At 48.9% G+C, this 26,202-nt stretch carries 23 protein-coding genes and 7 tRNA genes; all 30 read left to right on the top strand.

The annotated features are described in order from the left end of the window. Positions 1–208 precede the first annotated feature (208 nt). The 30 genes from BLA28_RS08330 (at position 209) to BLA28_RS08475 (ending at position 26,181) form a co-directional block, all read left to right on the top strand. Positions 209–282, top strand: a tRNA-Asp gene (locus BLA28_RS08330). 34 nt (positions 283–316) lie between these two features. Continuing rightward, positions 317–389 (top strand) — tRNA-Val (locus BLA28_RS08335). Positions 390–431: 42 nt separating this feature from the next. Continuing rightward, positions 432–504, top strand: a tRNA-Thr gene (locus BLA28_RS08340). A 17-nt stretch (positions 505–521) separates the two neighbouring features. After that, a tRNA-Tyr gene (locus tag BLA28_RS08345) sits at positions 522–603 on the top strand. 59 nt (positions 604–662) lie between these two features. After that, a tRNA-Met gene (locus BLA28_RS08350) sits at positions 663–736 on the top strand. Between the two features lie 7 nt (positions 737–743). Next, positions 744–816: transfer RNA gene (locus tag BLA28_RS08355), tRNA-Phe, on the top strand. A gap of 32 nt (positions 817–848) precedes the next feature. Continuing rightward, positions 849–921: transfer RNA gene (locus BLA28_RS08360), tRNA-Lys, on the top strand. Positions 922–1,085: 164 nt separating this feature from the next. Then, on the top strand, positions 1,086–1,514 hold the full coding sequence (locus BLA28_RS08365; protein ID WP_081330151.1) for an NUDIX hydrolase: 429 nt from the start codon (positions 1,086–1,088) through the stop codon (positions 1,512–1,514). Further along, positions 1,511–3,313, top strand: coding sequence for an ABC transporter ATP-binding protein (locus tag BLA28_RS08370; RefSeq protein WP_069158677.1), 1,803 nt, complete (start codon positions 1,511–1,513; stop codon positions 3,311–3,313). Before BLA28_RS08365 ends, BLA28_RS08370 begins: the two co-directional genes overlap by 4 nt. Continuing rightward, on the top strand, positions 3,310–5,136 hold the full coding sequence (locus BLA28_RS08375) for an ABC transporter ATP-binding protein (RefSeq protein WP_069158678.1): 1,827 nt from the start codon (positions 3,310–3,312) through the stop codon (positions 5,134–5,136). Before BLA28_RS08370 ends, BLA28_RS08375 begins: the two co-directional genes overlap by 4 nt. Positions 5,137–5,575: 439 nt before the next feature. After that, complete coding sequence (locus BLA28_RS08380) at positions 5,576–7,000, top strand: L,D-transpeptidase family protein (protein ID WP_069158679.1); 1,425 nt, start codon at positions 5,576–5,578, stop codon at positions 6,998–7,000. Positions 7,001–7,060: 60 nt separating this feature from the next. Beyond that, complete coding sequence (locus BLA28_RS08385) at positions 7,061–7,717, top strand: HD domain-containing protein (RefSeq protein WP_069158680.1); 657 nt, start codon at positions 7,061–7,063, stop codon at positions 7,715–7,717. Further along, positions 7,689–9,158 carry an aminotransferase class I/II-fold pyridoxal phosphate-dependent enzyme gene (locus BLA28_RS08390; RefSeq protein WP_069158681.1) on the top strand — a complete coding sequence of 490 codons (1,470 nt, stop codon included), beginning with the start codon at positions 7,689–7,691 and terminating at the stop codon, positions 9,156–9,158. The genes BLA28_RS08385 and BLA28_RS08390 overlap by 29 nt, the downstream gene beginning before the upstream one ends. Before the next feature lie 29 nt (positions 9,159–9,187). Beyond that, positions 9,188–10,600, top strand: a complete 1,413-nt coding sequence (gene pyk / locus BLA28_RS08395) for a pyruvate kinase (protein WP_009254865.1) — start codon at positions 9,188–9,190, stop codon at positions 10,598–10,600. Positions 10,601–10,751: 151 nt separating this feature from the next. After that, on the top strand, positions 10,752–12,263 hold the full coding sequence (glpK, locus tag BLA28_RS08400) for a glycerol kinase GlpK (RefSeq protein ID WP_069158787.1): 1,512 nt from the start codon (positions 10,752–10,754) through the stop codon (positions 12,261–12,263). Positions 12,264–12,289: 26 nt separating this feature from the next. Next, complete coding sequence (locus tag BLA28_RS08405; RefSeq protein ID WP_069158682.1) at positions 12,290–12,880, top strand: nucleoside/nucleotide kinase family protein; 591 nt, start codon at positions 12,290–12,292, stop codon at positions 12,878–12,880. A gap of 30 nt (positions 12,881–12,910) precedes the next feature. Continuing rightward, on the top strand, positions 12,911–13,900 hold the full coding sequence (locus BLA28_RS08410; protein ID WP_009254862.1) for a DNA polymerase III subunit: 990 nt from the start codon (positions 12,911–12,913) through the stop codon (positions 13,898–13,900). A gap of 21 nt (positions 13,901–13,921) precedes the next feature. Further along, the gene (locus tag BLA28_RS08415; RefSeq protein ID WP_009254861.1) at positions 13,922–14,824 is read left to right on the top strand and encodes a PSP1 domain-containing protein; all 903 of its coding nucleotides are present in this window, start codon (positions 13,922–13,924) and stop codon (positions 14,822–14,824) included. Further along, complete coding sequence (locus BLA28_RS08420; protein WP_016360170.1) at positions 14,805–15,557, top strand: tRNA1(Val) (adenine(37)-N6)-methyltransferase; 753 nt, start codon at positions 14,805–14,807, stop codon at positions 15,555–15,557. Before BLA28_RS08415 ends, BLA28_RS08420 begins: the two co-directional genes overlap by 20 nt. Positions 15,558–15,636: 79 nt before the next feature. Next, entirely contained in the window at positions 15,637–17,046 is a 1,410-nt protein-coding gene (locus BLA28_RS34105; protein ID WP_069158684.1) for a putative glycoside hydrolase, read from the top strand. 14 nt (positions 17,047–17,060) lie between these two features. After that, positions 17,061–17,921, top strand: a complete 861-nt coding sequence (gene rsmI / locus BLA28_RS08430) for a 16S rRNA (cytidine(1402)-2'-O)-methyltransferase (RefSeq protein ID WP_069158685.1) — start codon at positions 17,061–17,063, stop codon at positions 17,919–17,921. A 71-nt stretch (positions 17,922–17,992) separates the two neighbouring features. Continuing rightward, complete coding sequence (acpP, locus tag BLA28_RS08435) at positions 17,993–18,226, top strand: acyl carrier protein (RefSeq protein WP_009254856.1); 234 nt, start codon at positions 17,993–17,995, stop codon at positions 18,224–18,226. After that, on the top strand, positions 18,226–19,149 hold the full coding sequence (gene fabK / locus BLA28_RS08440; protein WP_069158686.1) for an enoyl-[acyl-carrier-protein] reductase FabK: 924 nt from the start codon (positions 18,226–18,228) through the stop codon (positions 19,147–19,149). Before acpP ends, fabK begins: the two co-directional genes overlap by 1 nt. Before the next feature lie 290 nt (positions 19,150–19,439). Then, entirely contained in the window at positions 19,440–20,363 is a 924-nt protein-coding gene (gene fabD, locus BLA28_RS08445) for an ACP S-malonyltransferase (RefSeq protein WP_069158687.1), read from the top strand. A 4-nt stretch (positions 20,364–20,367) separates the two neighbouring features. After that, complete coding sequence (gene fabG, locus BLA28_RS08450) at positions 20,368–21,111, top strand: 3-oxoacyl-[acyl-carrier-protein] reductase (RefSeq protein WP_044966700.1); 744 nt, start codon at positions 20,368–20,370, stop codon at positions 21,109–21,111. Positions 21,112–21,162: 51 nt separating this feature from the next. Further along, complete coding sequence (fabF, locus tag BLA28_RS08455) at positions 21,163–22,398, top strand: beta-ketoacyl-ACP synthase II (protein WP_071698969.1); 1,236 nt, start codon at positions 21,163–21,165, stop codon at positions 22,396–22,398. A 12-nt stretch (positions 22,399–22,410) separates the two neighbouring features. Further along, positions 22,411–22,851, top strand: a complete 441-nt coding sequence (gene fabZ, locus BLA28_RS08460) for a 3-hydroxyacyl-ACP dehydratase FabZ (protein WP_009254851.1) — start codon at positions 22,411–22,413, stop codon at positions 22,849–22,851. Positions 22,852–22,873: 22 nt separating this feature from the next. After that, positions 22,874–23,959, top strand: a complete 1,086-nt coding sequence (locus BLA28_RS08465; RefSeq protein WP_009254850.1) for an NAD(P)H-dependent flavin oxidoreductase — start codon at positions 22,874–22,876, stop codon at positions 23,957–23,959. 70 nt (positions 23,960–24,029) lie between these two features. Then, positions 24,030–24,992, top strand: coding sequence for a beta-ketoacyl-ACP synthase III (locus tag BLA28_RS08470; protein ID WP_069158788.1), 963 nt, complete (start codon positions 24,030–24,032; stop codon positions 24,990–24,992). 286 nt (positions 24,993–25,278) lie between these two features. After that, positions 25,279–26,181 (top strand): transporter substrate-binding domain-containing protein, encoded by a 903-nt coding sequence (locus tag BLA28_RS08475; RefSeq protein WP_069158688.1) that lies wholly within the window; start codon positions 25,279–25,281, stop codon positions 26,179–26,181. Positions 26,182–26,202: the final 21 nt, after the last annotated feature.

The following is a 26,202-nucleotide window of genomic DNA, read 5'->3' on the forward strand; positions in this document are numbered from 1 at the left end:
GATATCCCAATAAGTAAGACCCCTTAGAGAGTATGAGGTAGATAGGCTGGAGGTGGAAGTGCAGTAATGTATGTAGCTGACCAGTACTAATCGGTCGAGGGCTTATCCTGAAGGTATGGGAAAGTAAGTTTTGGAGAAAGAGATTAAATTCAATGTTCGGTTTTGAGGGTATATTCTGATATATCCTTTTGAAACGAAAGTTTCATTCGGCCTAGTGGCTCAGTTGGTTAGAGCGCCGCCCTGTCACGGCGGAGGTCGTCGGTTCGAGTCCGATCTGGGTCGTTGATTTCTGAATAAGAAATCAGATATGAGGTATGGGATCTTAGCTCAGCTGGGAGAGCATCTGCCTTACAAGCAGAGGGTCATAGGTTCGAGCCCTATAGGTCCCATTTCTTACGTTTAAAGTTACCGATTGTTCGGATTTAGCATATGCCGATGTGGCTCAATTGGCAGAGCAGCTGATTTGTAATCAGCAGGTTATCGGTTCGAGTCCGATCATCGGCTTATAACTTAATAATTATGGATGGATTCCCGAGTGGCCAAAGGGGACAGACTGTAAATCTGCTGCAAATTGCTTCGGTGGTTCGAATCCACCTCCATCCATTTTTTCTCAAATAAAAGTTGCAAGTGATACCGTTTAGGTGTTACAATATATTCATTAACGCGGGGTGGAGCAGTCTGGAAGCTCGTCGGGCTCATAACCCGAAGGTCATAGGTTCAAATCCTGTCCCCGCTACTTAAATGCCCAGATAGCTCAGTTGGTAGAGCAGAGGACTGAAAATCCTCGTGTCACTGGTTCGATTCCGGTTCTGGGCATTTCTTACTGTCACAAATTAAATATGGGATATGGAGCACTAGCTCAGTCGGTAGAGCACCTGACTTTTAATCAGGTTGTCGGGGGTTCGAATCCCCCGTGCTTCAGTACAAAAACCTCAGTTTTATAGCTGAGGTTTTTTGTTGTAAATAAAAGCAGGTAAAACTGCAGTTTTGGGATACTTGACTTTGCAACTGTTGTGAACTGGTATATAATTTAAGTAATAAGAAGATTTCCAAAGATCAGGAATTATACGAGAAGGAGCAGGGAAATGATACAGGTAGCATTTTACGACACGGCTGAAGATTCCGTATTTGATTTTGCGGTAATTATTGCAAAGAAGGATGGAAAGTGGCTTTTATGCCGTCATAAGGAGAGGACAACCTGGGAATTCCCGGGAGGGCACAGGGAAAAAGGCGAAAGGATAGAGGACGCGGCCCGAAGAGAGCTGTTTGAGGAAACCGGGGCGAAGGATTATACGCTTCAGCCAATTTGTGCGTATTCTTGTATGAAGCAGGGAGGAGATGCCAGCTTTGGTATGCTGTATTATGCGGATGTGAAGGAACTGGGAGCTTTGCCGGCGTTTGAAATCAGGGAGACCAGATTGTTTGATGAGTTTCCTGACAGAAAGGATTTCTGGACATATTCTGATATACAGCCGTTTTTATTAAGAAAGGTAAGAGAACTGGATATAAAATGAAGAAGATTATATCTTTTTATTTAAAGCCTTATTATAAAAGGATGGGCATTGGTTTTGCCGTTAAGTTTACGGGATCTATTATGGATTTGTGCATTCCCTGGGTTCTTGCTTATGTTATTGATAATGTGATCCCCATGAAAAGTCTGCAGAAGATCTATCTTTGGGGCGGAGTGATGATATTCTGTTCTTTTGTTGCGGTTGCTTTTAATATTATTGCGAACCGTATGGCATCTAAGGTTGCCAGTGAGGCGACGCAGATTATAAGGCATGACCTTTTTGCGAAAACAATGTATTTATCGGCCAGGCAGACGGATGCTTTTACCAAACCATCTTTGATTTCAAGGCTTACTACAGATACATATAATGTAAATCAGATGATAGGCAGGATACAGAGGCTTGGAGTGAGAGCCCCTATTTTACTGATCGGCGGGATTATTTTTACTATGGCGCTGGATCCTGTGCTGGCATCCATACTCTTATTGGTTATGCCTGTTTTAGCGCTGGTTATGGCGGCGGTATCCCGGAAGGGTATGCCTTTGTACCGGAAGCTTCAGGAAACTGCGGACAAGTTCGTATGTCTGGTAAGAGAGGACATCGCCGGAATCAGAGTGATTAAGGCGTTGTCTAAAATGGATTATGAGAAGGATAAATTTGACAGAGTCAATACCATGGTCGTTACCTGCGAAAGAAATGCGGAGCAAACGATGGCTGTCCTGAATCCGGCAATGAATATACTTTTAAACCTTGGACTGGTGGGAGTTATTCTGGCGGGGGCCTACCGTGTGAATGCGGGAACTTCTGAAGTAGGTAAAATATTGGCCTTCATGACTTATTTTACAATTATACTGAATGCCATGATGTCCATATCCCGTATGTTTGTGATAATAAATAAGGCGGTTGCATCCGGGGCGAGAATAGAACAGGTGCTGGACTGCGAAGAGGATATGGTGCGTATTTTTGGAGATGAGTGTGGAGTAAAGGCTGGAAAGGAGCGTGGTGAGGAGCCTGGAGAAAAGCCTGGAGAAAAGCTCGGTGAGGGGGCCGGAAAAGAGGAGCAGGGGCAATACGGGGAGATCGTATTCGACCATGTTACCTTTTCTTACAATAAAAATGAACCAAATCTGAATGATATTTCCTTCTGTGTTAATAAAGGGGAAATGCTGGGCGTGATAGGAGCCACCGGATCGGGAAAGACAACATTGGCGGCGCTGCTTATGCGGCTTGTGGATGTGGATCAGGGGAGGATTCTGATACAAGGACAGGATATCCGGAGTATGGAAAAAAAGGAGCTGCAGAAAAAGTTTGGGGTTGTTTTCCAGAATGACATTATTTTCGAGGATTCTATTTTTGAGAATGTAAGGATGGGAAGAGAACTGTCCCGTGAGGATGTAAGAAAAGCTCTGGGTTATGCGCAGGCGGATGAATTCACACGGGAGAAGGAACGTAATGAGGGGGCAATGCTGGATATTAAAGGGGCTAACCTCAGCGGTGGACAGAAACAGCGTATTCTGATAGCCAGGGCTCTGGCAGCGAAGCCGGATATATTGATACTGGATGATTCCTCCAGCGCTCTGGACTATCGGACGGATGCGAAGCTTCGGAAACAGCTGAAAGAGCATTTTCGGAATACTACCACTATTATGATTGCCCAGAGAATCAGTTCGGTTATGCATGCGGATCATATTCTTGTATTGGAGGATGGGGAGATGATTGGTTATGGAACCCATGAGGAGCTGATAGAACAATGTCAGGTGTATAAAGAAATCAGCCGTTCACAGACAGGAGAGGCAGTGGTATGAAGTGGGGAGGAAAGGGTAAACAGGAAGAAAAGGGTAAACAAGAAAAAAAGGATAAACAGGAAAAAAAGGAAAGAGGGAAAAAGGGTACTCTGCTGAGGCTGGGCGGTTATCTTATGCATTATAAGTGGTATCTTGCCGCTGCGCTGCTGCTGACAGTAGGCAGTAATCTGTTTGCCCTGATCGGGCCGATGCTTTCCGGGTATGCGGTGGATGCGATTGAACCGGGGCCGGGGAGGGTAATTTTCAGCAGAGTTTTCTATTATGCGGCCTGGATGGCGGTTTTTTATGTGGTATCCTCTGTTTTTTCTTATTTGCTTCAGGTATTGATGATAACGATAAGCCGGAAGGTGGTATATCGGATGCGCAGGGATGTGTTCGAAAAGCTGCTTTCCCTTCCGGTGGGATATTTTGATGTGCATCAGAGCGGGGATATTATCAGCCGGATTTCTTATGATATTGATACGGTGAATGCTTCACTTTCGGATGATGTGGTTCAGCTTTTGACTACAGTGATCACGGTGAGCGGCGCTTTTGTGATGATGGTGCTGATTTCGCCCAGGCTTGTGCTGGTCTTCGCTTTTACGATGCCTTTGTCCATTTGCATCACCCGTTACCTGACAGGAAAAACAAGACCTCTTTTCAGGGAGAGGTCGGCGAAACTGGGAGAATTAAATGGCTTTGTAGAGGAAATGGTATCGGGACAGAAGACCTTAAGGGCTTACTGTCAGGAGGATCATACGATAGACCGCTTTGAAGAGAAGAATGAAAAGGCTATGAAGGCTTATTACCGTGCGGAGTATTACGGCAGCATTGTGGGGCCTATGGTTAATTTCGTGAATAACCTGTCTTTGTCACTTATCAGTGTATTCGGGGCGGTATTGTATCTTTTCGGAAGTATGAGTATCGGAAATATTTCTTCTTTTGTTCTGTATTCCAGGAAATTTTCAGGTCCTATCAATGAAGCGGCCAATATTATCAGTGATCTTCAGTCCTCCATCGCGGCGGCAGAACGTATTTTCCGGCTTCTGGACGAGCCGGAAGAGCCTGTGGACGCGCCGGATTCCATGGAACTTAACCAGGCGGAAGGGGATGTGGAGCTTTCCCATGTAAAATTTGGCTATAATTCTGTTAAAACTATTATCCATGACTTGAGTTTTCATGTGAAACCCGGTAAAATGATAGCGGTTGTAGGGCCTACGGGCGCCGGAAAGACCACCCTTATCAATCTTCTTATGCGGTTTTACGATATACAGGATGGAAGTATATGTGTTGATGGTATGAATGTGTCCCGGATTACGCGCGAGAGCCTGCGCAAGTCCTATGCCATGGTTCTGCAGGATACATGGCTGTTCCAGGGAAGTATTTATGAAAATCTGGCTTATGGAAGTCTTGGCGGGATGGAGCAGAAAATGGAAGTGGAGAGAGTCCGGGAGGCGGCTGAAGCGGCAGGAATAGACGGATTTATCCGCAGGCTTCCTCAGGGCTATGACACGATCCTGACCGACGAGGGTACGAATATTTCCAAAGGCCAGAAGCAGCTTTTGACAATAGCCAGGGCAATGCTTCTTCCGGCAAGAATGCTTATATTGGACGAAGCTACCTCCAATGTGGATACCCGTACGGAGATGAAGATACAGGAAGCGATGAGAAAGCTGATGGAGGGGAAAACCTGTTTTATTATCGCTCACAGGCTGTCGACAATACAGAATGCGGACATTATTCTTGTGGTAAATGACGGAGATGTTGTGCAGCAGGGAACCCATGAGGAGTTAATCCGGCAGGACGGCCTTTACAGACAGATGTATCTTGCACAGTTCGAGTAAGAATTACATTACAATTCACTGCCCTTTTGTGCCCGCCCCGCCGCCCCTGGGATGCCCCGCCCCGCTTTGGCCTGTCCCGCCGTCCCTGCCGTCCACCCTGCGCGGCGCTGTCCTGTAAGGTTCCTTGCAGGGGACGCTTCCGCTCGGATAATCACGCAACGGTACTAAGGCTGCGAAGGACGCAGCCAAAGGACCGGCGTGATTATGACGCCCCTTACAGGAATCCTTACAGAACAGCGCCGCGCAGGGTGGACGGCAGGGACGGCGGGACAGGCCAAAGCGGGGCGGGGCATCCCAGGGGCGGCGGGGCGGGCACAAAAGGGCAGTGAATTGTAATAAAATTACCTGTATTTCTCAGTCGATACAGTATTTATCTATTTTTCTTTTTAAGGAAAGGTGTTACAATAGAAAGGAAAGAAGATACAAAGGAAATTATCGAATGAGTAAAAGAAAATTGAAAGACGGGCAGGAAGAAAGAGGGGGGACTGCATTCAGAAGGGCAATGATTGCTGCGGGTTATATTGCGGCAGCGGCTGCTCTTATTTATCTTGCAGGTACCTTCTTTTTTGCTGGTCACTATTACTGGAGAACCTGGATAGATGGTACGGATTACAGCTTCCGTTCCAAGGAACAGGTGAGGGAAGAACTGCTGAATCCGTCTGTTACATATGAGCTGCAGATCAAGGGCAGAGAGGGTATGGAAGATACCATGACTCCGGCCGAGCTGGAAATGATATATGTATTTGATGATACCCTGGATAGGCTGAATGCCGAGATGACAGGGCTGAAATGGCCGACGATGTTATTTTACAGGAATCATTATGAACTGCCTAAAATGGTTACTTACAGTGAAAAGGCTCTGAAGGAAAGGCTTTCAGGTTCTGTCTTTTTTGATAAGGCGAATATTCATGCGCCGGTGAATGCCTATATTGGTGCATACAGTCCGGATAAAGGCTATGAGATTGTTGAGGAGTATCCGGGTACCGTGCTGGATTTTGACAAAGTGAAGGCGGCGGTGGCGGCAGCGCTGGAAGATATGGAGGATTCTCTGGATTTAACCCAGGGAGGCTTCTATAGCGATGCGGCGGTTAAAGCAGATGATAAGGCTCTGAATAAAGCTTTGGAAAAAGCGAACCGGTATGTGGGAGCTGAAGTGACCTACGATTGGAACGGGGAAAAAGAAGTCATTGACGGTGATTTGATCAGCGGATGGATTACGATTGACGGCAGTCAGGTGGAGCTGGATGAAGAAGCGGTAAGGGCATATATCAATGGACTGGCAAAAAAACATGATACTTATGGAAGAGATCGTAATTTTACCACATCAAATGGAGATACTATTCTATTAAAGAGCGGTTCCTATGGCTGGTGGACGGATCGGGCGGGAGAAACAGAAGCCTTGCTTGCGTCTGTCAGAAATGGGGAGCGGGTGGAAAGAGAGCCTCTGTATTTTGCACGGGGTTATGCCACGGGCAGGCCGGGAGAGGATATCGGCAGTTCCTATGTGGAAATAGATATGGGAAATCAGCATTTGTATCTTTATATTGACGGAGAGATTATACTGGAAAGTGATTTTGTGTCCGGCAATATATCCAGGGGATTTGGAACGCCTGCCGGGGTATTCGGTCTGACCTATAAAGAACGTAACGCCACGCTGCGGGGTGAAAATTATACTACGCCGGTGGATTACTGGATGCCCTTTAATGGTAATATCGGGATGCATGACGCAGGCTGGAGGAGAAGCTTCGGCGGGGATATTTATATGAGAAACGGTTCCCATGGATGTATTAATCTGCCGAAGGATAAGGCGGAAATCATTTATGGGTATATGGAGCACAATTTTCCGATTGTCTGCTATTATTAAAGAAAAGGCATTGTAATTGTTCCACTCTTAAATGTTATGAATTTTTTTGGGAGATCAAGCATGAAAAACAGGGAATTGACAGTCCGGCAGCTGGAGAAACAGGCCAGACGGCTGGAACGGCGCCGGAGGATCCGGGAAAGCATCAGTCAAAACGGCGGAGATATTCTGCATTCCGTTAATTTTCAGAAAACACGGAAAAATATGCAGCACGGAAGGGTATCTGTGCACAGCCACAGTATCAGCGTGGCCGAATGCAGTCTGTCGATCAGGGAAAAGCTGCAGAAGCTTGGGATACGCAGCGAAGAGCGTGATATTATCCGTGGAGCTTTGCTTCATGATTATTTCCTCTATGACTGGCATAATCATATTCATAAAAAGGGATGGAGGAATCTGCATGGCTTTACCCACCCGGAGACAGCGCTGAATAATGCGAGAAAAGAATATCAGCTTTCGCCCAGAGAGCAGGATATCATCAAAAAGCATATGTGGCCGCTCACATTGGTGCCTCCTCTGTGCAGGGAAGCCTGGATTGTGACGGCGGCGGATAAGTATTGTTCTTTTTTGGAAACGGTGGAGCCGCGTCTGGAGCAGATGAAGCATCTGGGGCGGCATTGGGCTGTCATTCCCCGGAAGGTTACGGTAAGAACGAATAGTGAGACACCTGAGAACAACAGCGGGCAGGAGGCAAATGGAAGGAATACTTCAGCAGTTAAGTGAATATGCGGCTTCGGAGGTTTATCCTTTTCATATGCCGGGGCATAAACGGAATATGCCGGAGGAGATATCCCGGCTGGCCGGGGCGGCAAAGCTGGATATTACGGAGATAGAAGGATTTGACGACCTGCATGCGCCGAAGGGGATTCTGCTGGAAGCACAGGAAAGAGCGGCGGCTGTTTTCGGAGCGGATGAGACCTTTTTTCTGGTAAATGGTTCCACGGCCGGAATTCTTACAGCGGTTTCTGCGGCGGCGCCGAAGGGCAGCAGGGTTATTGTGGCAAGGAACTGCCATAAATCAGTATATCATGCCTGTTTCCTGCGGGAACTGCATCCGGTATTCCTGTATCCCCGGACTGTGCGGGAATATGGGATAGCGGATGCGATCCGGCCGGAACAGGTGGAAGAGGCTTTGAAGGACGTGCCTGACATAGCGGCGGTTATCATTACATCCCCTACTTATGACGGAGTGGTTTCCGATATTGAAAAGATTGCAGATATCGTGCACCGGGCCGGGATTCCCCTGATTGTGGATGCGGCTCACGGCGCACATTTCGGTTTCAGCCCTCTTTTCCCGGAAAGCCCGGTTCGTCAGGGAGCGGATTTGGTGGTACAGAGCCTTCATAAAACGCTGCCGGCGCTGACTCAGACGGCGCTGCTTCATGTCAGCGGGCCTCTGGTGGATCGTGAAGGGGTAAGGGATTTTGAAAGGATATATCAGACCAGCAGCCCGTCCTATCTGCTGACGGGCAGTATTGACGCCTGTGTGCGCCTGTTGGAAAAAGGGGAATGCTGGGATGGATTCGGGGATAAATTACGGCTGTTTTATGAAAAAACAGCCGGATTGAAGCATATCCGGGTGATGAACAGGGATATTATGGAAAAAGGCTGTATGAAAGCTTTTGATGCGGGAAAACTGCTGATATCCGTAATTAATACGAAAATTACTGGAAATACGCTTTACAAAGAGCTTCTGAACCGGTATTATCTTCAATTGGAGATGGCATCCGATACTTACGTAATTGCCATAGTGACTCCCTGGGACAGGGAGGAAGGTCTGTTAAGGCTGGCGGAAGCATTGCTGGAGATTGACAGAGAGACAGAAATAGAATCGGACGGAAGGGAAGGACAGTGTCTTCCGGGGGAAGAGGCTCTGACCGGTAAGCCATATCCGGAACTGAAAACGGCGCTGCCGCTTCACAGGGCTTTGACGGCGCCGAAGGAATTCTGCCCTTTGCGGAAAGCGGCAGGAAAGACAGCAGGAACTTATGTGAACCTTTATCCGCCGGGAATTCCTCTGGTAATTCCGGGAGAGGTTATTACGGAGGAGGTCATTAAGTTAATAGAGATGTACGTAAGGCAGAGGCTGAACGTACAAGGGGTGGAGAACGCAGGTGACAGCAAGGGGTTGACCGGAGACTTACAAATATCAATACTTAAATGACAGGTGTGCAGACACCGGAAGGAGTTAATATGAGAAAAACCAAAATTATCTGTACGATCGGACCCGCATCCCAAAGTGAGGAAAAGCTGAGAGAACTCATGCTGGCAGGAATGAACGTAGCCCGTTTTAATTTTTCCCATGGAGATCATGAAGAGCAGCATGGTAAATATGATAGAATGCGCAAGGTGAGCAAGGAACTGAATCTTCCCATCGCTGCGCTTTTGGATACAAAGGGACCGGAAATCCGTCTGCGTGATTTTGAAGGCGGAAAGGTAATGCTGGAAGCAGGACAGAAGTTTACACTCACAACAAAGGAAATAATGGGTACGAATGAAATAGCATCCATTACTTATAAAGAACTGATCCATGATATCAGTGCGGGAACCACGATTTTGATTGACGACGGCCTGATCGAGATGACCGTGGAGGAAATTACGGACACGGATATCATCTGCAATGTTGTAAACGGCGGACCGGTATCCAACCACAAAGGGGTGAATGTGCCCGGTGCGGAGCTGTCCATGCCTTATATCAGCGAGTCTGACAAAAACGATATTTTATTCGGTGTGGAGCTGGGCTTCGATATTATTGCCGCATCCTTTGTACGGAACAAGGAGGATGTCCTGGAGGTTCGTAAGATTCTGGATGAGCGCAATTCCAAGATGATGATTATCTCTAAGATTGAAAATATGCAGGGAATTAAAAACCTGGATGAAATCATCGAGGTTTCCGATGGTATTATGGTTGCCAGAGGGGATATGGGCGTGGAGGTTCCTCTCGAAGAGGTTCCCGTGCTTCAGAAGCAGATCATCAAGAAGGCTGTTGCCAAGGGAAAACAGGTTATTACGGCTACACAGATGCTGGAGTCCATGATGCATAATCCCCGCCCTACCAGAGCGGAGACTACGGATATTGCCAATGCTATTTATGACGGAACCACTGCTATCATGCTTTCCGGAGAAAGCGCACAGGGACAGTATCCGGTGGAGGCTGTGCAGACCATGGCCCGCATCGCGGAAAGAACGGAAGAGGATATTGATTTTGCCGGCCGTCTGAAGAAGCGTGAGGTTCCCGGGGACGGTAACATAACCACCGCGATTTCCCATGCCACATGTACACTGGCGGCGGATCTTGATGTGAAGGCGATCATCTGTGTTACCATGTCCGGTTTTACGGCAAGCATGATTTCCCGTTTCAAACCCAGCTGCCCGATTATCGGATGTACGGTGAAGCGTCTTGTATGGCGTCAGCTGAATCTGCAGTGGGGTGTGATGCCTCTTCTCATCCAGGAAGAAAATACCGCGGAGGATTTGTTCCATGCGGCAATTGACGCGGCTGTGGATGCAGGGTATATTGTAAAAGGAGATAAAATTATTATCACCGCAGGTATGCCTCTGGGTATATCCGGAAAAACCAACCAGCTTCGTGTGGTTGAAGTATAAATGTGAATAAATTCACTTCTGATTCCATGTGTGCCTGCGGCACACGAAATTATGGTATAATACGATAAAATTGTTGCGTATATTATGGGGGAAGGATGCCGCGGCCTTTTAAAGGAAAGCGTGCATCCATATACGCGGAATGGGGGTACGTATGAAAAAATATGTGATGGCTCTTGATCAGGGGACTACCAGTTCCCGCTGTATTCTTTTTGACAAGGCAGGCCATATGAAATCTGTGGTACAGAGGGAGTTCACACAGATTTATCCAAAGCCGGGCTGGGTGGAGCATGATCCTCTGGAAATCTGGTCCTCACAGCTGAGTGTGGCTGTGGAGGCTATGGGAAAAATCGGCGCGGCGATTGATGAAATCGCGGCGATAGGTATTACAAACCAGAGGGAGACGACAATCTGTTTCAGCAGAAAAACCGGAAAACCGGTGTATAACGCCATAGTATGGCAGTGCAGACGGACGGCGGACACGATTGAAAAGCTGAAGGAAGAGGGCTTCGATAAGGTTATCCGGGAGAAGACCGGACTGGTGCCGGATGCCTATTTTTCCGGGACGAAGATCAAATGGATTCTGGATAATGTGGAGGGTGCCAGAGAGATGGCACAGGCCGGTGATTTGCTTTTTGGTACGGTGGATACCTGGCTTATCTGGAACCTTACGAAAGGAAAAGTATTTGTAACGGATTATACCAATGCATCCCGTACGATGCTTTTTGATATCCATAAAAGGGACTGGGATGATGAAATCCTGAATAAGCTGGAAATTCCCCGCTCCATGCTTCCTCAGGTAAAACCGTCCAGCTGTATTTATGGCTATACGGATGAATCGGTAATCGGCGGGGAAATCCCGATTGCCGGTGCGGCGGGAGATCAGCAGGCGGCGTTGTTCGGACAGTGCTGTTTTGATGCGGGAGAGGCGAAGAATACATATGGGACCGGATGTTTCCTTCTGATGAACACAGGGGATAAGGCTGTGGCCTCCGATAACGGGCTTCTGACCACGATTGCGGCCAGTACGGAGGGGGAAATCCGTTATGCGCTGGAAGGCAGTGTATTCGTGGCAGGAGCGGCCATACAGTGGCTGCGGGATGAACTGCGCATGATAAAAAGTGCGCCGCAGTCCCAGGAGTACGCCATGGAGGTGGAGGACACCAACGGTGTTTATGTGGTGCCCGCTTTTACCGGGCTGGGAGCGCCTTATTGGAATCCGTATGCGAGAGGGACGATTGTTGGGCTGAGCAGGGGTGCGAAGAAAGAGCATTTTATCCGCGCCACGCTGGAGTCTCTTGCTTACCAGACACAGGATGTGCTGGAAGCCATGGAAAAGGATTCCGGCATTAAGCTGAAAAATCTGCGGGTTGACGGCGGCGCAAGCGCAAACGATTTTCTGATGCAGTTCCAGGCGGATATTATGAATAAAGAAGTGCTGCGTCCGGAGTGCATAGAAACTACGGCGCTGGGAGCCGCTTATCTTGCCGGAATTGCCACGGGCTTCTGGAAGGATAAGGAGGATATCCGGAAAAACTGGTTTTTGGAGAAAACCTTCCTTCCTTTTATGTCCCAGGAAGAACGGAATAAAAAACTGAAGGGCTGGAAGCGGGCTGTAAACTGTGCAATAGCTTACGCTACGGACTGTACCGAGGAGGAAGAGTGACGGCTGGCAGCAGCAGTTAAACAAATATGGGAAAAATATTTTTTTTGGCAGGAAAGAGTTCTTCCGGGAAGGATACGATTTACCGGAGCCTTCTGGAATGTGAGAGTTTAGGACTGAATAAGCTGATTCCTTATACCACCCGGCCCATAAGGGCCGGGGAAATGAACGGAAGGGAATATTTTTTTACCGATGAGGCCGGGCTGGAGAAGCTGCGTGAAAGCGGCAGGGTGATTGAAGAACGCGTTTATCACACCTATCATGGCCCTTGGTATTATTTTACCGTGGATGACGGACAGCTGGATTTGACGAAGCGGGATTATCTGATGATAGGGACGCTGGAATCCTTTCTGGCGATAAGGAAATATGTGGGCGGCGGCAGCATCGTGCCCCTGTATATAGAAGTGGATGACGGGGAACGCCTGCAGAGGGCGTTGGATCGGGAAAGAAAACAGGAAAAGCCGAAATACGAAGAGATGTGCAGACGGTTTCTGGCGGACTGTGAAGATTTCAGTGAAGAGAAGATAGCGGAGGCGGGGATTGAGAAGCGGTTCCAAAACAACAGCCTGGAGGTTTGTCTGGAGGAAGTGAAGGACTATATCAGGCAGACGCGGGATTAACCGAGCCGGTACAGGGGAAAGCGAGGAAATATGGCGGGATTTCAGGATATTTACGGGCAGGAAGCGATGAAGGAGCATTTGCAGAATGCAATAAAGACCGGCAAGGTATCCCATGCGTATATTATGAATGGGGAACGAAGCTCAGGAAAGGAATTCATTGCCAGGATTTTTGCCAAAACCCTGCAGTGTGAAAAGGGGGGTACGGATGCCTGTGGCGAGTGTCATTCCTGTAAGCAGGCGGACAGCAATAACCAGCCGGATATCATCCGGGTGACCCATGAGAAGCCCAACAGCATCGGCGTGGAGGATATCCGCAGCCAGGTGAATAACGATATGGCGATTAAGCCCTATTCCAGCCCTTATAAGATATATATTATCAATGAGGGGGAGAAAATGACCGTACAGGCCCAGAATGCGCTTTTAAAGACGCTGGAGGAGCCGCCGGCCTATGGGGTGCTGCTCATCCTTACCACGAACGTGGAGGCGCTGCTTCCCACGATTGTAAGCCGGTGCGTGGTGCTGAATATGAAGCCTGTCAGGGATGATATCGTACGTAAATTTCTCATGGAGGACATGCAGATCCCGGATTATAAGGCCAATGTCTGTGTGGCTTTTGCAAGAGGGAATATCGGACGAGCCAAGCTGCTGGCTTCCAGTGAGGATTTCGATAATGTGAAAGAAGAAGCGGTAACGCTTTTAAAATATATTCATGATATGGAAATATCTGAAATAGTGGCGGCGATTAAGAAGATCAGCGAGTACAAGCTGGATGTGACGGATTATCTGGATATCCTTTCCATCTGGTACCGGGATGTTCTGCTGTTTAAGGCTACGAATGATGCAAATCACTTGATTTTTAAGGAAGAAATAAAGTATATTAGAAAAGAAGCGGATCAGAAGAGCTATGAAGGAATAGAGATTATTCTGGATTCCCTGGAAAAAGCCAAGTCAAGGCTGTCTGCCAATGTTAATTTTGATTTAACGATGGAGCTCTTATTCCTTACGATGAAGGAAAACTAGATCCCTCAGGGAGGTTTATAGATGACAAAAGTTATAGGCGTGAGATTCCGTACGGCGGGGAAAATTTATTATTTTGACCCCACCCGTTTTGAGATAAAGAAGGGGGACCATGTGATCGTGGAAACCGCCCGGGGCGTGGAATACGGAACCGTAGTGGGCGGCATCCGGGAAGTGGACGACAGCAAGGTGGTACAGCCCTTAAAGCCGGTGCTGCGGATAGCCACGGAACGGGATAACGAGCAGGAAGCGGCAAATAAGGGGAAGGAAAAAGAAGCTTTCCGTATCTGCCAGGAAAAGATCCGCAAGCACGGACTGGATATGAAGCTCATTGATGCGGAATATACTTTTGATAATAACAAAGTGCTGTTTTATTTTACGGCAGACGGAAGGATTGACTTCAGGGAGCTGGTAAAGGATCTGGCGAGTGTGTTCAAAACAAGGATTGAGCTGCGGCAGATCGGCGTGAGGGATGAGACAAAAATCCTGGGAGGAATCGGCATCTGCGGAAGGCGTCTTTGCTGCCACACCCATTTGTCCGAGTTTGTCCCGGTTTCCATAAAAATGGCAAAGGAACAGAATCTTTCTCTGAACCCTACCAAAATTTCCGGGGTATGCGGCAGACTGATGTGCTGTCTGAAGCATGAGGAGGAAACCTATGAAGATTTAAACAGGAGGCTTCCTAATATCGGGGATTATGTGACAACGGATGACGGCCTGAAGGGTGAGGTGTCAAGTGTGAATGTACTCCGCCAGCAGGTGAAGGTCATTGTAAATGTGGATGACGAGAAGGAAATCAGGGAGTATCCCCTGGATCAGCTGCGTTTTAAAAAGAGACACGGCCGGAATAAAAAGAATGATGTGAGCGAAAAAGAACTGAAGGAATTGGAAAAACTGGAGAAGCAGGATGAGAAATCCAAACTGTAGCAGCGAGTTGAAGCCTGGTGAAAAGCTGGACGAGCTGCAGCGAAACGGGTATGTGATCATACAGGATAAGGAACGCTTCTGCTTTGGAATGGACGCGGTGCTCCTTTCCGGCTTTGCCAGGGTAAAAGACGGGGGAACGGTACTGGATATGGGTACGGGAACGGGGATTATCCCCATCCTGCTGGAAGCCAAAACCGGGGCGTCCCATCTGACAGGGCTGGAAATCCAGGCGGACAGCGCCGATATGGCGAGGCGGAGCGTGGCCTTAAACGGTCTGGAAGAGAAAATAGATATTGTACAGGGAGATATCAGAGAAGCAGCGGGCTTGTTTCCGGCTGCTTCTTTTGACGTTGTGACCTGTAATCCTCCTTATATGGCGGGAGGGCATGGGCTCACCAATCCGGAAGCGCCCAAGGCCATTGCGCGCCATGAGGTCAAGTGTACTTTTGAGGATGTGGCGGCACAGGCGGCAGGGCTCCTGAAGCCGGGGGGCAATTTTTTCCTTGTGCACAGGCCCTTCCGTCTTGCGGAGATTATGGTAACCCTGACCAGGTATAAGCTGGAGCCCAAACGGATGCGTCTGGTTTACCCTTTTGCGGACAAGGAGCCCAATATGGTCCTGCTGGAAGCGAACCGGGGAGGGAGAAGCCGGATGACGGTGGAAAGGCCTCTGATCGTGTATCGGGAACCCGGTATCTATACCGATGAAATATATGATATATATGGGTATTGAAAATTCCCGAAGTATCGGTTATTATTTTAGATTAGATAGATGAAATAATTACGGTGCACAGGCCGGAAAGAAACGGAAGATGAGAAAAAAAAGTATAGTTGCGGCCGCACTGCTTTGCATTCTGATTATCGGCATAACAAGCCTGTATCTGGCCGGATGCAGCAACACAGCGAAAGAAACGGCGGTACTTGAGGAAGCCGGAAAGGCGGTTTCGGGAAATGCTGTTTCAGAAAATACGGATGACCGGGCCGGGACGGATACAGATTCCGATACCGTAAAGGGCACGGAAGCAGAAACCGGGAATGGGGAAACAGAAGCGCAGGAAGAAACGGTAACGGAACCTTTTGCGGAAAAAGTCCGTGTGAAGGGGATTTATGTTACCGGCGCTATGGCCGGAACCTCCAATATGGATAATCTTATCGCTCTGGTGGACAGGACGGAACTGAATACCATGGTAATCGACGTGAAGAACGACGAAGGACGTGTGGTATATGACATGGATTCCGCGTTTGTCAGGGAAATCGGAGCCGTCAAAGAGTATGTTTCCGATATGCCGGGACTGATACGTAAATGTAAGGAACACGGAATTTATCTGATTGCCAGGATTGTGGCCTTTAAGGATCCTTTTCTGGCGGAAAACAGGCAGGATTTGGCCCTTACCGACAAGAATGGTAATATTTTCCGGGATAAATCCGGGCTCGCCTGGGTGAATCCCTATAAAAGGGAGGTATGGGATTATCTTCTGGAGATAGCCCGTCAGGCGGCTTCTGTCGGCTTTGATGAGATCCAGTTTGATTATATCCGGTTTTCGACAGATGCCGGAATGTCAAAGGTGGATTTCGGAGAGGATGCCCTGGAGCAGGACAAGGAGGATGTCATAACGGAGTTTACGATCTATGCGGCACAGGAGCTGCATGATATGGGAGTTCCCTTGTCGGCAGATGTATACGGGGTTATAATTGACAGCAAACTGGATGCTTCCATTGTAGGGCAGAATTATTACGAAATGGCGAAGCATCTGGATTATATAAGCCCAATGGTTTATCCCTCCCATTACGGGCCGGGGAATTTGGGGCTGGCGGTGCCGGATGCACAGCCATATGAAACCATATTCAGAAGCATGAAGACTTCCCGGAAGGTACTGGCCGGTATGGGACGGGAAGCGGAAGATATGCAGGTATCCGGAAATGATATTTCAGGCAACAGCATATCAGGCAACAGCATTTCAGAAAACAGTGCCTCCGGTAATAGTATGGATGCGGCGGATCCTAAGGATCTCGTTCCGAATCAGGAAATCCGGGCGGATGTACGGCCCTGGCTGCAGGATTTTACCGCCACATGGGTAAAAGGGCATATCCGTTATGGCCCTGAAGAGATTCGGGCGCAGATACAGGCGGTTTATGACGCCGGCTACGAGGAATGGATTCTGTGGAACGCCTCTAACCGTTATACGGAGGGAGGGCTGCTTCCTGAGGAAATGGATAGCTGAAGGAAAGGAAAGCAATGGCTGGTATTCTATATTTATGTGCCACACCTATCGGAAACCTGAAGGATATGACGCCCCGGGTACGGGAAACGCTGGAAACGGCAGATCTGATTGCGGCTGAAGATACCCGCAACAGCATAAAGCTTCTGAATCATTTTGGAATTCAGACTCCGATGACCAGCTATCATGAATACAATAAAGTAGAAAAAGCATATGATTTGATAAATAAGCTGCAGGCAGGAAAAAATATTGCACTGATTACCGACGCGGGAACACCGGCTATATCCGATCCCGGTGAGGTGCTTGTAAAAATGTGCCAGGAGGCGGGAATCACCGTTACCTCCCTGCCGGGGCCTGCGGCCTGCATTACGGCGCTCACGCTGTCCGGGCTGAGCACCAGAAGGTTTTGCTTTGAAGGGTTCCTGCCCTTTGATGATAAAAAAGAAAAAAAGGCTGTGCTGGAGGAATTAAAGGAGGAAACCAGGACCATAATCCTGTATGAGGCTCCTCACCATCTGATCCGGACGCTGGAGTGTCTGTATGAGGAACTCGGCAACCGGAGGATAACCCTCTGCAGGGAGCTGACAAAGAAATTCGAGACGGTAATGCCGACCACCCTGGAGGAGGCCCTTCATTATTATGAGTCGGAGGTGCCCAGAGGGGAATATGTGCTTGTGCTGGAGGGAAAAAGCCGGGCTGAAAAGCAGCAGGAAAAAGAGGAAATTTTTTCCAGGATGTCCATGGAAGAGCACATGAAATCCTACGAGGACCAGGGGATTGACCGGAAAGAGGCCATGAAGCTGGTGGCGAAGGACAGGGGAATCAGCAAGAGGGATGTTTATCAGTATTTTATCAAAAATGTGGAAAGAAGTAGTTGACAAACAAAGGAACAGAGAATATACTTTGAATGTCAAACTTTTTTATAAAAACAAAAAAAGGAGATAACAAAATGTTAGAGAAAGTAATTGAAATTATTCAGGAGCAGTTGAATCTGGAAGGTGTGACAATCACAGAGGAGTCCTCTTTCAAGGATGATCTGGGAGCTGACTCACTGGACCTTTTTGAATTGGTTATGGCGGTAGAAGAAGAATATGGTGTTGAAATTCCTGCAGAGGAATTGGAAAAACTGACAACGGTAGGTTCAGTTGTAGAATATCTGAAAGCACAGGGCATCGAGGCTTAATGAAGACAGCAGTCACGGAACTTCTCGGAATAGAATATCCGATTATACAGGGCGGCATGGCCTGGGTTGGAGAATACCATCTGGCCGCTGCCGTCTCTGAAGCAGGCGGGCTTGGAATTATCGGAGCCGCCAGCGCACCGGCGGATATTGTGAGGCAGCAGATTCGGGATGCGAGAAAGCTTACGTCCAGGCCCATCGGGGTGAACGTTATGCTTCTGAATCCCAATGCTGACGGAGTGGCAGAGGTGATCGTGGAAGAAGGCGTGAAGGTAGTTACTACCGGCGCCGGAAGTCCGGCAAAATACATGGATATGTGGAAGGCGGCAGGAGTGAAGGTCATTCCGGTAGTCGCCAGCGTTGCCATGGCTAAAATGATGGAACGTTCCGGAGCGGATGCAGTGGTGGCGGAAGGCATGGAAAGCGGCGGGCATATAGGATCCGCAACCACTATGACGCTTGTTCCCCAGGTGGTGGACGCCGTTAATATTCCGGTTATTGCAGCCGGCGGTATTGCGGACGGCAGAGGATTCGCCGCGGCATTTATGCTTGGCGCACAGGCGGTGCAGATGGGCACGCGTTTTGTGGCGGCCAGTGAATCCATTGCCCATGATAACTATAAGCAGAAGGTTATCAAAGCCAGGGATATCGATTCCGAAATTACCGGTATGAGCACCGGGCATCCCATTCGTCAGATCCGCAATAAAATGACCAGAGAATATCTGAAGCTGGAAAAGGAAGGCGCTTCCTTTGAGGAACTGGAGTATTTAACTCTTGGTTCTTTGAGAAAAGCGGTTATGGAGGGAGACGTGGTAAACGGAACCCTTATGGCCGGACAGTGTGCAGGTATGGTCAGCCGCGTTCAGAGCTGCCGTGAGATTATCGAAGAGATTATCCACGACGGCAGTGCATTGCTGAAAATCTGACATAATCGGGTATTTTGAGAAATTCCGTCAACAGGCTTCTTTGTGCCAATCAGCAGGGAAAGACTTTCGGGCCCGTTTGCAGGCAGGGAATTCCGGCAGTCTTTTTTTACAGCTATATATTTTGAATATCAAATAAAAAGGATATCAAAATATATACCGTTATCGTTTTTCACACACCAACTACCATAACTTCTACCATACTACCATTAAGATTTAACATAACCGATCAGAACAGACAGTACTGCGGAGACGGATAAGTCTGCGTTTCGCTTTTCATAGGAGAGAAAATAATGGGTAAAACAGCATTTATTTTCCCGGGGCAGGGTTCCCAGTATGTGGGGATGGGAAAAGATTTTTATGAAAAATTTCCTGCGGCCAGGGATATTTTTGACAAGGCATCGGAAGCTTCCGGGCTGGACGTGGCAGCTTTGTGCTTTGAGGAAAATGAACAGATTCATATTACAGAATATACACAGATCGCCATGCTCACCGTAGAGGTGGCGCTGCTGAAGGTGCTGGAGGAAATGGGATTCCGGCCGGATGCGGCGGCAGGCCTTAGTCTGGGGGAATATGCGGCCCTGGCGGCAGCGGATGTAATGGATGTAAAGGATCTGTTCTATTGCGTGCGCAAGAGGGGAATTTTCATGCAGGAGGCTGTTCCCACCGGCGGAGCGATGACCGCGATTCTGGGGCTGGACAGTGAAACCATAGCGAAAGCCTGTGAAGAAACGGATGGGATAGTCAGTGTAGCGAACTATAACTGTCCGGGACAGACGGTAATCACAGGAGAAGCCGGTGCGGTGAATGCGGCTTCGGAGAGACTGAAGGAGTTGGGAGCCAAGCGCTGTGTGCCGCTGAAGGTCAGCGGGCCTTTCCATTCCCCTATGCTGAAAGGCGCCGGGGAGAAGCTGGGTCAGGTGCTTGCCGATATCAGCCTGAAGGAAATCCGCGTTCCCTATCTTTCCAATGTGACAGGAGATTACGTTGCGGATACATCACAGGTAAAGGAACTTCTTGTAAAACAGGTTTCCAGTTCCGTAAGATGGCAGGAATGTGTGGAACGTATGATCGCGGACGGCGTCGATACCTTTGTGGAGATTGGTCCCGGAAAATCCCTTTCCGGTTTTATGCGCAAAATAAACCGGGATGTGACTGTGATAAATGTGGAAAAGGCAGAGGATCTGGAGAAGCTTCCCCTGTCCGGAAGGGAGTAAGAGTATGACGCTGGAAGGAAAAACAGCCCTGGTGACCGGGGCCAGCCGCGGTATCGGAAAACAGATTGCGCTTACTCTGGCTTCACAGGGAGCGGATGTGATTGTAAATTACAACGGCAGCAGGGAACGGGCGGAAGAGACTGTTTCACAGATCCGGGATATGGGAAGGAAAGCGGAGGCTCTTCAGTGTTCTGTGGCGGATTTCCAGGCCTGCGGCGATATGGTTAAGAAAGCGCTGGAGCTTTTCGGACATATTGATATTCTTGTGAATAATGCAGGAATTACGAAGGATAACCTGGTGGTGGGAATGAAGGAAGAGGACTTTGATGCGGTGATTGACACCAATTTAAAGGGTACCTTCAATACCATCCGCCATTTATACAGGAATTTTATGAAACTGAGGGGCGGCAGGATCATTAACCTGTCTTCCGTATCCGGTGTGCTGGGAAATGCGGGGCAGGCTAATTATGCGGCAAGCAAGGCAGGCGTCATCGGCCTGACGAAGAGTGTGGCAAAGGAACTGGCCAGCAGGAATGTGACTGTGAATGCGGTGGCTCCCGGCTATATTGCAACGGATATGACCGCGGCGATGTCTGATGAGGCAAAACAGGGGATTATTTCACAGATTCCTCTGAAAAGAGAAGGCCGGCCGGAGGATGTGGCTGAGCTGGTGGCTTTTCTGGCCGGAGACGGCGGAGCGTATATTACCGGGCAGGTAATTTCGGTTGATGGTGGAATGGCTATCTGACCATTCCGGATGTGGTTACAGGCCGTTTGTGCGGCAGATTGAGAGGCAGATATGAGCAGAAGAGTAGTAGTAACAGGAATGGGAGCGATTACGCCCATCGGCCTGTCGGTGGAGGAATTCTGGGAAGGGGTGAAGGAAGGAAAAACCGGCTTTGGCCCTATTACCAAATTCGATGCATCTGAATATAAATGTAAGCTGGCAGCAGAGGTAAAAGGCTTCGATGCCAAGAACTATATGGATTTTAAGGCGGCTAAGAGAATGGAGGCATTCTGCCAGTATGCGGTGGCAGCTTCCAGGGAAGCGCTGGAGGATGCAGGGCTGGATATGGAAAAAGAGGATCCCTGGCGCGTAGGCGTTGCCGTAGGATCCGGAATCGGTTCCCTGCAGGCGATGGAAAGGGAATACGGCAAGCTGCTGGAAAAAGGGCCCAACCGGGTAAATCCTTTTCTGGTGCCCATGATGATCAGCAATATGGCTGCCGGTAATGTTTCTATACAGTTCGGACTGAAGGGAAAAAGCATTAATGTGGTTACGGCCTGCGCCACCGGTACCAATTGTATCGGAGAGGCATTCCGTACGATTCAGTATGGAGATGCGGAGGTTATGGTGGCAGGAGGTGCGGAAAGCAGCATCTGTCCTATCGGAGTTTCCGGCTTCACGGCGCTTACCGCATTGAGCTCTTCCGAGGATCCCGCCAGATGCTCCATCCCTTTTGATAAGGAGAGAAGCGGTTTTATTATGGGAGAAGGCGCCGGTGTCGTAGTGCTCGAAGAGCTGGAGCATGCAAGAAAAAGAGGAGCTAAAATCTATGCGGAGGTAGTGGGCTACGGATGCTCTTCCGATGCGTTCCATATCACCTCTCCGGCGGAGGATGGATCCGGTGCGGCCAAGGCCATGGAATACGCGGTGAAAGACGGGGGCGCGGCTTTTGAAGATATCACTTATATCAATGCTCACGGTACCAGCACCCATCTCAATGATTTGTTCGAAACGAGAGCGATTAAGCTGACCTTCGGGGAACATGCGAAAAATATAAAAATCAATTCCACGAAATCCATGGTGGGGCATCTGCTGGGAGCAGCGGGGGCCGTTGAATTCATCACCTGTGTGAAAGAATTGCAGGAAGGCTATATTCATGCTACAGTAGGATATCAGATACCGGATGAGGAATGTGACCTGGATTATTGTAAAGAACCTGCGGAAGAAGAGGTGCTGTATGCACTTTCCAATTCTTTGGGCTTCGGAGGCCACAACGCCAGTCTTCTGGTAAAGAAATTCGTGGATTAGGAGGAATGCCTTATGCAGCTTTCAACCAAACAGATTATGGAAATCATCCCTCACAGACAGCCCTTTCTGCTTCTTGATACCATCGAGGAGCTGGAACCGGGAGTACGTGCGGTAGGAAAAAAATGTGTGACCTATAATGAGCCTTTTTTTGCCGGCCATTTTCCTCAGGAACCGGTGATGCCGGGAGTCCTTATCCTGGAAGCGCTGGCGCAGGCCGGAGCGGTTGCCATTCTCAGCCAGCCGGAAAACAAGGGAAAACTGGTGCTTTTCGGAGGGATTGACGGAGCCCGTTTCAAGGGGAAAGTGGTTCCGGGGGATGTGCTCTTGCTGGAAACACAAATCATCAAGGTTAAGGGCCCGATAGGGATAGGCAGTGCGAAAGCGACCGTAAACGGGAAGCTGGTAGCCAAGGCGGAACTGACTTTTGTTGTCAGCGAACCGGAGAAAGCCTGAAAAGGGGGACCGGGAGATAAAAATGAGTGTAAAACCTTTAACAATCGGGGAACTGACGGCCAGGATTCCTGTGATACAGGGAGGGATGGGCGTCGGCGTCAGTCTTTCCGGACTGGCGGGAGCAGTGGCGGCGCAGGGCGGAATCGGAATTATTTCCACGGCCCAAATCGGTTTCCGGGAACCGGATTATCATAAAAACCCCCATGAGGCCAATCTGCGGGCAGTCAGACAGGAAATCATCAGGGCGAAAGAGCTGGCGCAGGGCGGAATCGTTGGCGTGAATATCATGGTAGCTACCCAGAACTATGAGGATTATGTGAGAACTGCCATTGAGGCCGGTGCTGATTTGATCATATCCGGCGCCGGACTGCCGGTAACTCTGCCGGATATCGCGGCAGGCGCATCCTCTCAGGGCAGAAGTCATTCTGTTAAGCTGGCGCCCATCGTATCCAGTTTGAAATCAGCCAATGTGATTTTTAAATACTGGATGAAAAAATATGATTACCTGCCTGATATGGTGGTGATAGAGGGACCTCTTGCCGGAGGGCACCTGGGTTTTACAAGGGAACAGCTTCAGGATATTCCGGGTATGCACTATGAGGAAGAGGTGGAGCGAATTCTGAAAGCCGTCAAGGCATATGGGGCAGAACAGGGAAAAGAGATACCTGTGGTTATGGCCGGCGGCATTTATACGGGAGAAGAGGCCGCATACTGGATTTCACGCGGACTGCAGGGAGTACAGATGGCCACCCGTTTCGTGACCACGGAGGAATGCGATGCCCATCCTGCATTCAAGCAAACCTATATTGATGCAGGGGAAGAGGATATTGTTCTGGTAAAAAGCCCGGTGGGAATGCCGGGGCGCGCTATTCGGAATGCTTTTCTGGAAAGGGCTGAAAAGGGGCCGATTCCCCATGGAAGATGTTTTGGATGTATTAAGACCTGTAAGCCCGCAGATACCCCTTACTGTATTACGGAGGCGCTGATTCGCGCTGTGGAAGGGGATGTGGAGAACGGGCTTCTTTTCTGCGGAAGCAATGCCTGCCGATCGGATAAAATCGAAAAGGTGGAAGATATCCTGGGCGAGGTTGCGGATGCTTTAAAATAGATTGGGAACGCGCTGGACGGACATTTATAACGGATGTGTGTCACACGTCCCCGGAGAGCTGGAGGAATATATGAAGAGCAGAATTATAGGTACCGGAAGCTGTCTTCCGGCGGCGAAGGTAACAAATGACTGGCTGTCCACTAAGATGGATACTTCGGATGAATGGATTGTCAGCCGTACAGGGATACGGGAAAGACGGATCGCAAGGGAAGAAACCACCACGGATATGGCAGAACAGGCAGCCAGGCTGGCTCTGGAGGACGCGGGAATTGCTCCGGAGGATCTGGATTTGATACTGGTAGGTACCATTACTGCGGATCATGTGACTCCGTCCGCGGCCTGTGAGCTTCAGGCCCGCTTGGGAGCAGGAAACGCCATGGCTTTTGATATCAATGCGGCCTGCTCGGGATTTTTGTTTGCCCTGGAGAGCGCAGATGCTTTTCTCGGAACCGGACGCTTCCGGAATGTCCTTGTGCTGGGGGCGGAAACATTGTCCCGGATTATGGACTGGACGGACAGAAGTACCTGCGTCCTGTTCGGGGACGGAGCAGGGGCGGCCGTGGTACGGAGGGAGGAAGTGGGGATCCTCAGCTTCGATCATGGCTGTGACGGCAGTAAGGGAGATGCCCTGATATGCCGTAACAGGGGGAATAACAACCTTCTGGTGCAGTCAGATACCGATTTGGATTATGTGCATATGGACGGGCAGGAGGTATACAAATTCGCGGTGAAAACGGTTCCGGCGTCGATAGGCAAGGCTCTTGAGAAGGCAGGGCTGCAGGCCGAAGATATCAAATACTTTTTCCTGCACCAGGCGAATCTGCGTATTCTTCAGTCTGTTGCCAAGAGACTGCATATTTCTGTGGATAAGTTTCCCGTAAGCCTGGACCATTGTGGAAATATATCCGCCGGAAGCGTGCCGATTCTTCTGGATGAGTGCAACCGGAAGGGATATCTGGAAAAAGGCGATAAAATTGTACTCTGCGGTTTTGGCGCCGGGCTTTCCTGGGGAACGGCAGTGATGGAGTGGTAGTATATTTATTCCCGCGGGCAATGAGCCTGCAGAAGTGAAAATATGGATGAAGGGGGCGGAAATCACGGATTTTCGCCCCCTTCTGTTTTTATATATGCCAAAAAAGATGGATTAAAGCAAAAGTGAAAAAAACCGGTTCCTCATCTCTTTTTATTTTGTGAAAAATACCGCTTGTGTTTCAAAATAAATATGTTAATATTAATTGTAATTAATGTATAATTATACAATCTAATTATTAAGAACAGCATATCAGGGTGATTCGCACTTTGATATAAGGAGGATTATTATGAAAAAGTTTTTGGCAACAGCACTTGCTGTATGTATGACAATTTCTCTTGCGGCCTGCGGAAGCTCCGCACAGGGAAATGAACCGGCTGCGGAGTCTTCTGCAGCAGTATCTTCAGAGGCAGGTACGGAAGCGGCGGCGGAAACCGCACCGGCGGCAGAATCCACAGAAGCACAGGAACCTGCGGCAGAAGGCGCGGTAACCAGTATCGACGACCTTCCCGGAAAGAAAATCGGTGTTCAGCTTGGAACCACCGGAGATATTTATGCATCAGATTATGAAGAAGAAGGTTCCACCATCGAGCGTTTCAACAAAGGAAATGATGCGGTTCAGGCACTTCTTCAGGGAAAAATTGACTGTGTGATCATTGACGAACAGCCGGCAAAGGCTTTTGTTGCAAATACCACAGGGCTGAAAATCCTGGACGAGCCTTTTGCGGAAGAAGATTATGCCATCTGTGTTTCCAAAGATAAAGCAGATCTTACAGCAAAGATTAACGAAGCGCTTGCTCAGTTAAAGTCTGATGGAACTCTGGATAATATCATTAAGAATTATATCGGGGATGATACAAAAGGTCAGTCTCCCTATGAATCTCCCGCGGATGTGGATCGTTCCAACGGAACGCTGGTTATGGCGACCAATGCTTATTTTGAGCCTTATGAATATTATCAGGGTGACAAGGTAGTAGGTATTGATGCAGATATGGCCCAGGCCGTATGTGATGTGCTCGGATATGAACTGAAAATTGAAGATATGGAATTTGATTCCATTATCAATGCTATCCAGTCCGGTAAGGCAGACATCGGTGTTGCCGGCATCACCGTTACGGAGGATCGTCAGCAGAGTGTTGATTTCACAGACTCCTATGCTTCCTCCAAGCAGGTTATCATTGTAAAAGAGTGACAATTACGGAGCACGGCTTCC

The organism is Eisenbergiella tayi, from assembly GCF_001881565.1.
Classification (GTDB): domain Bacteria; phylum Bacillota; class Clostridia; order Lachnospirales; family Lachnospiraceae; genus Eisenbergiella; species Eisenbergiella tayi.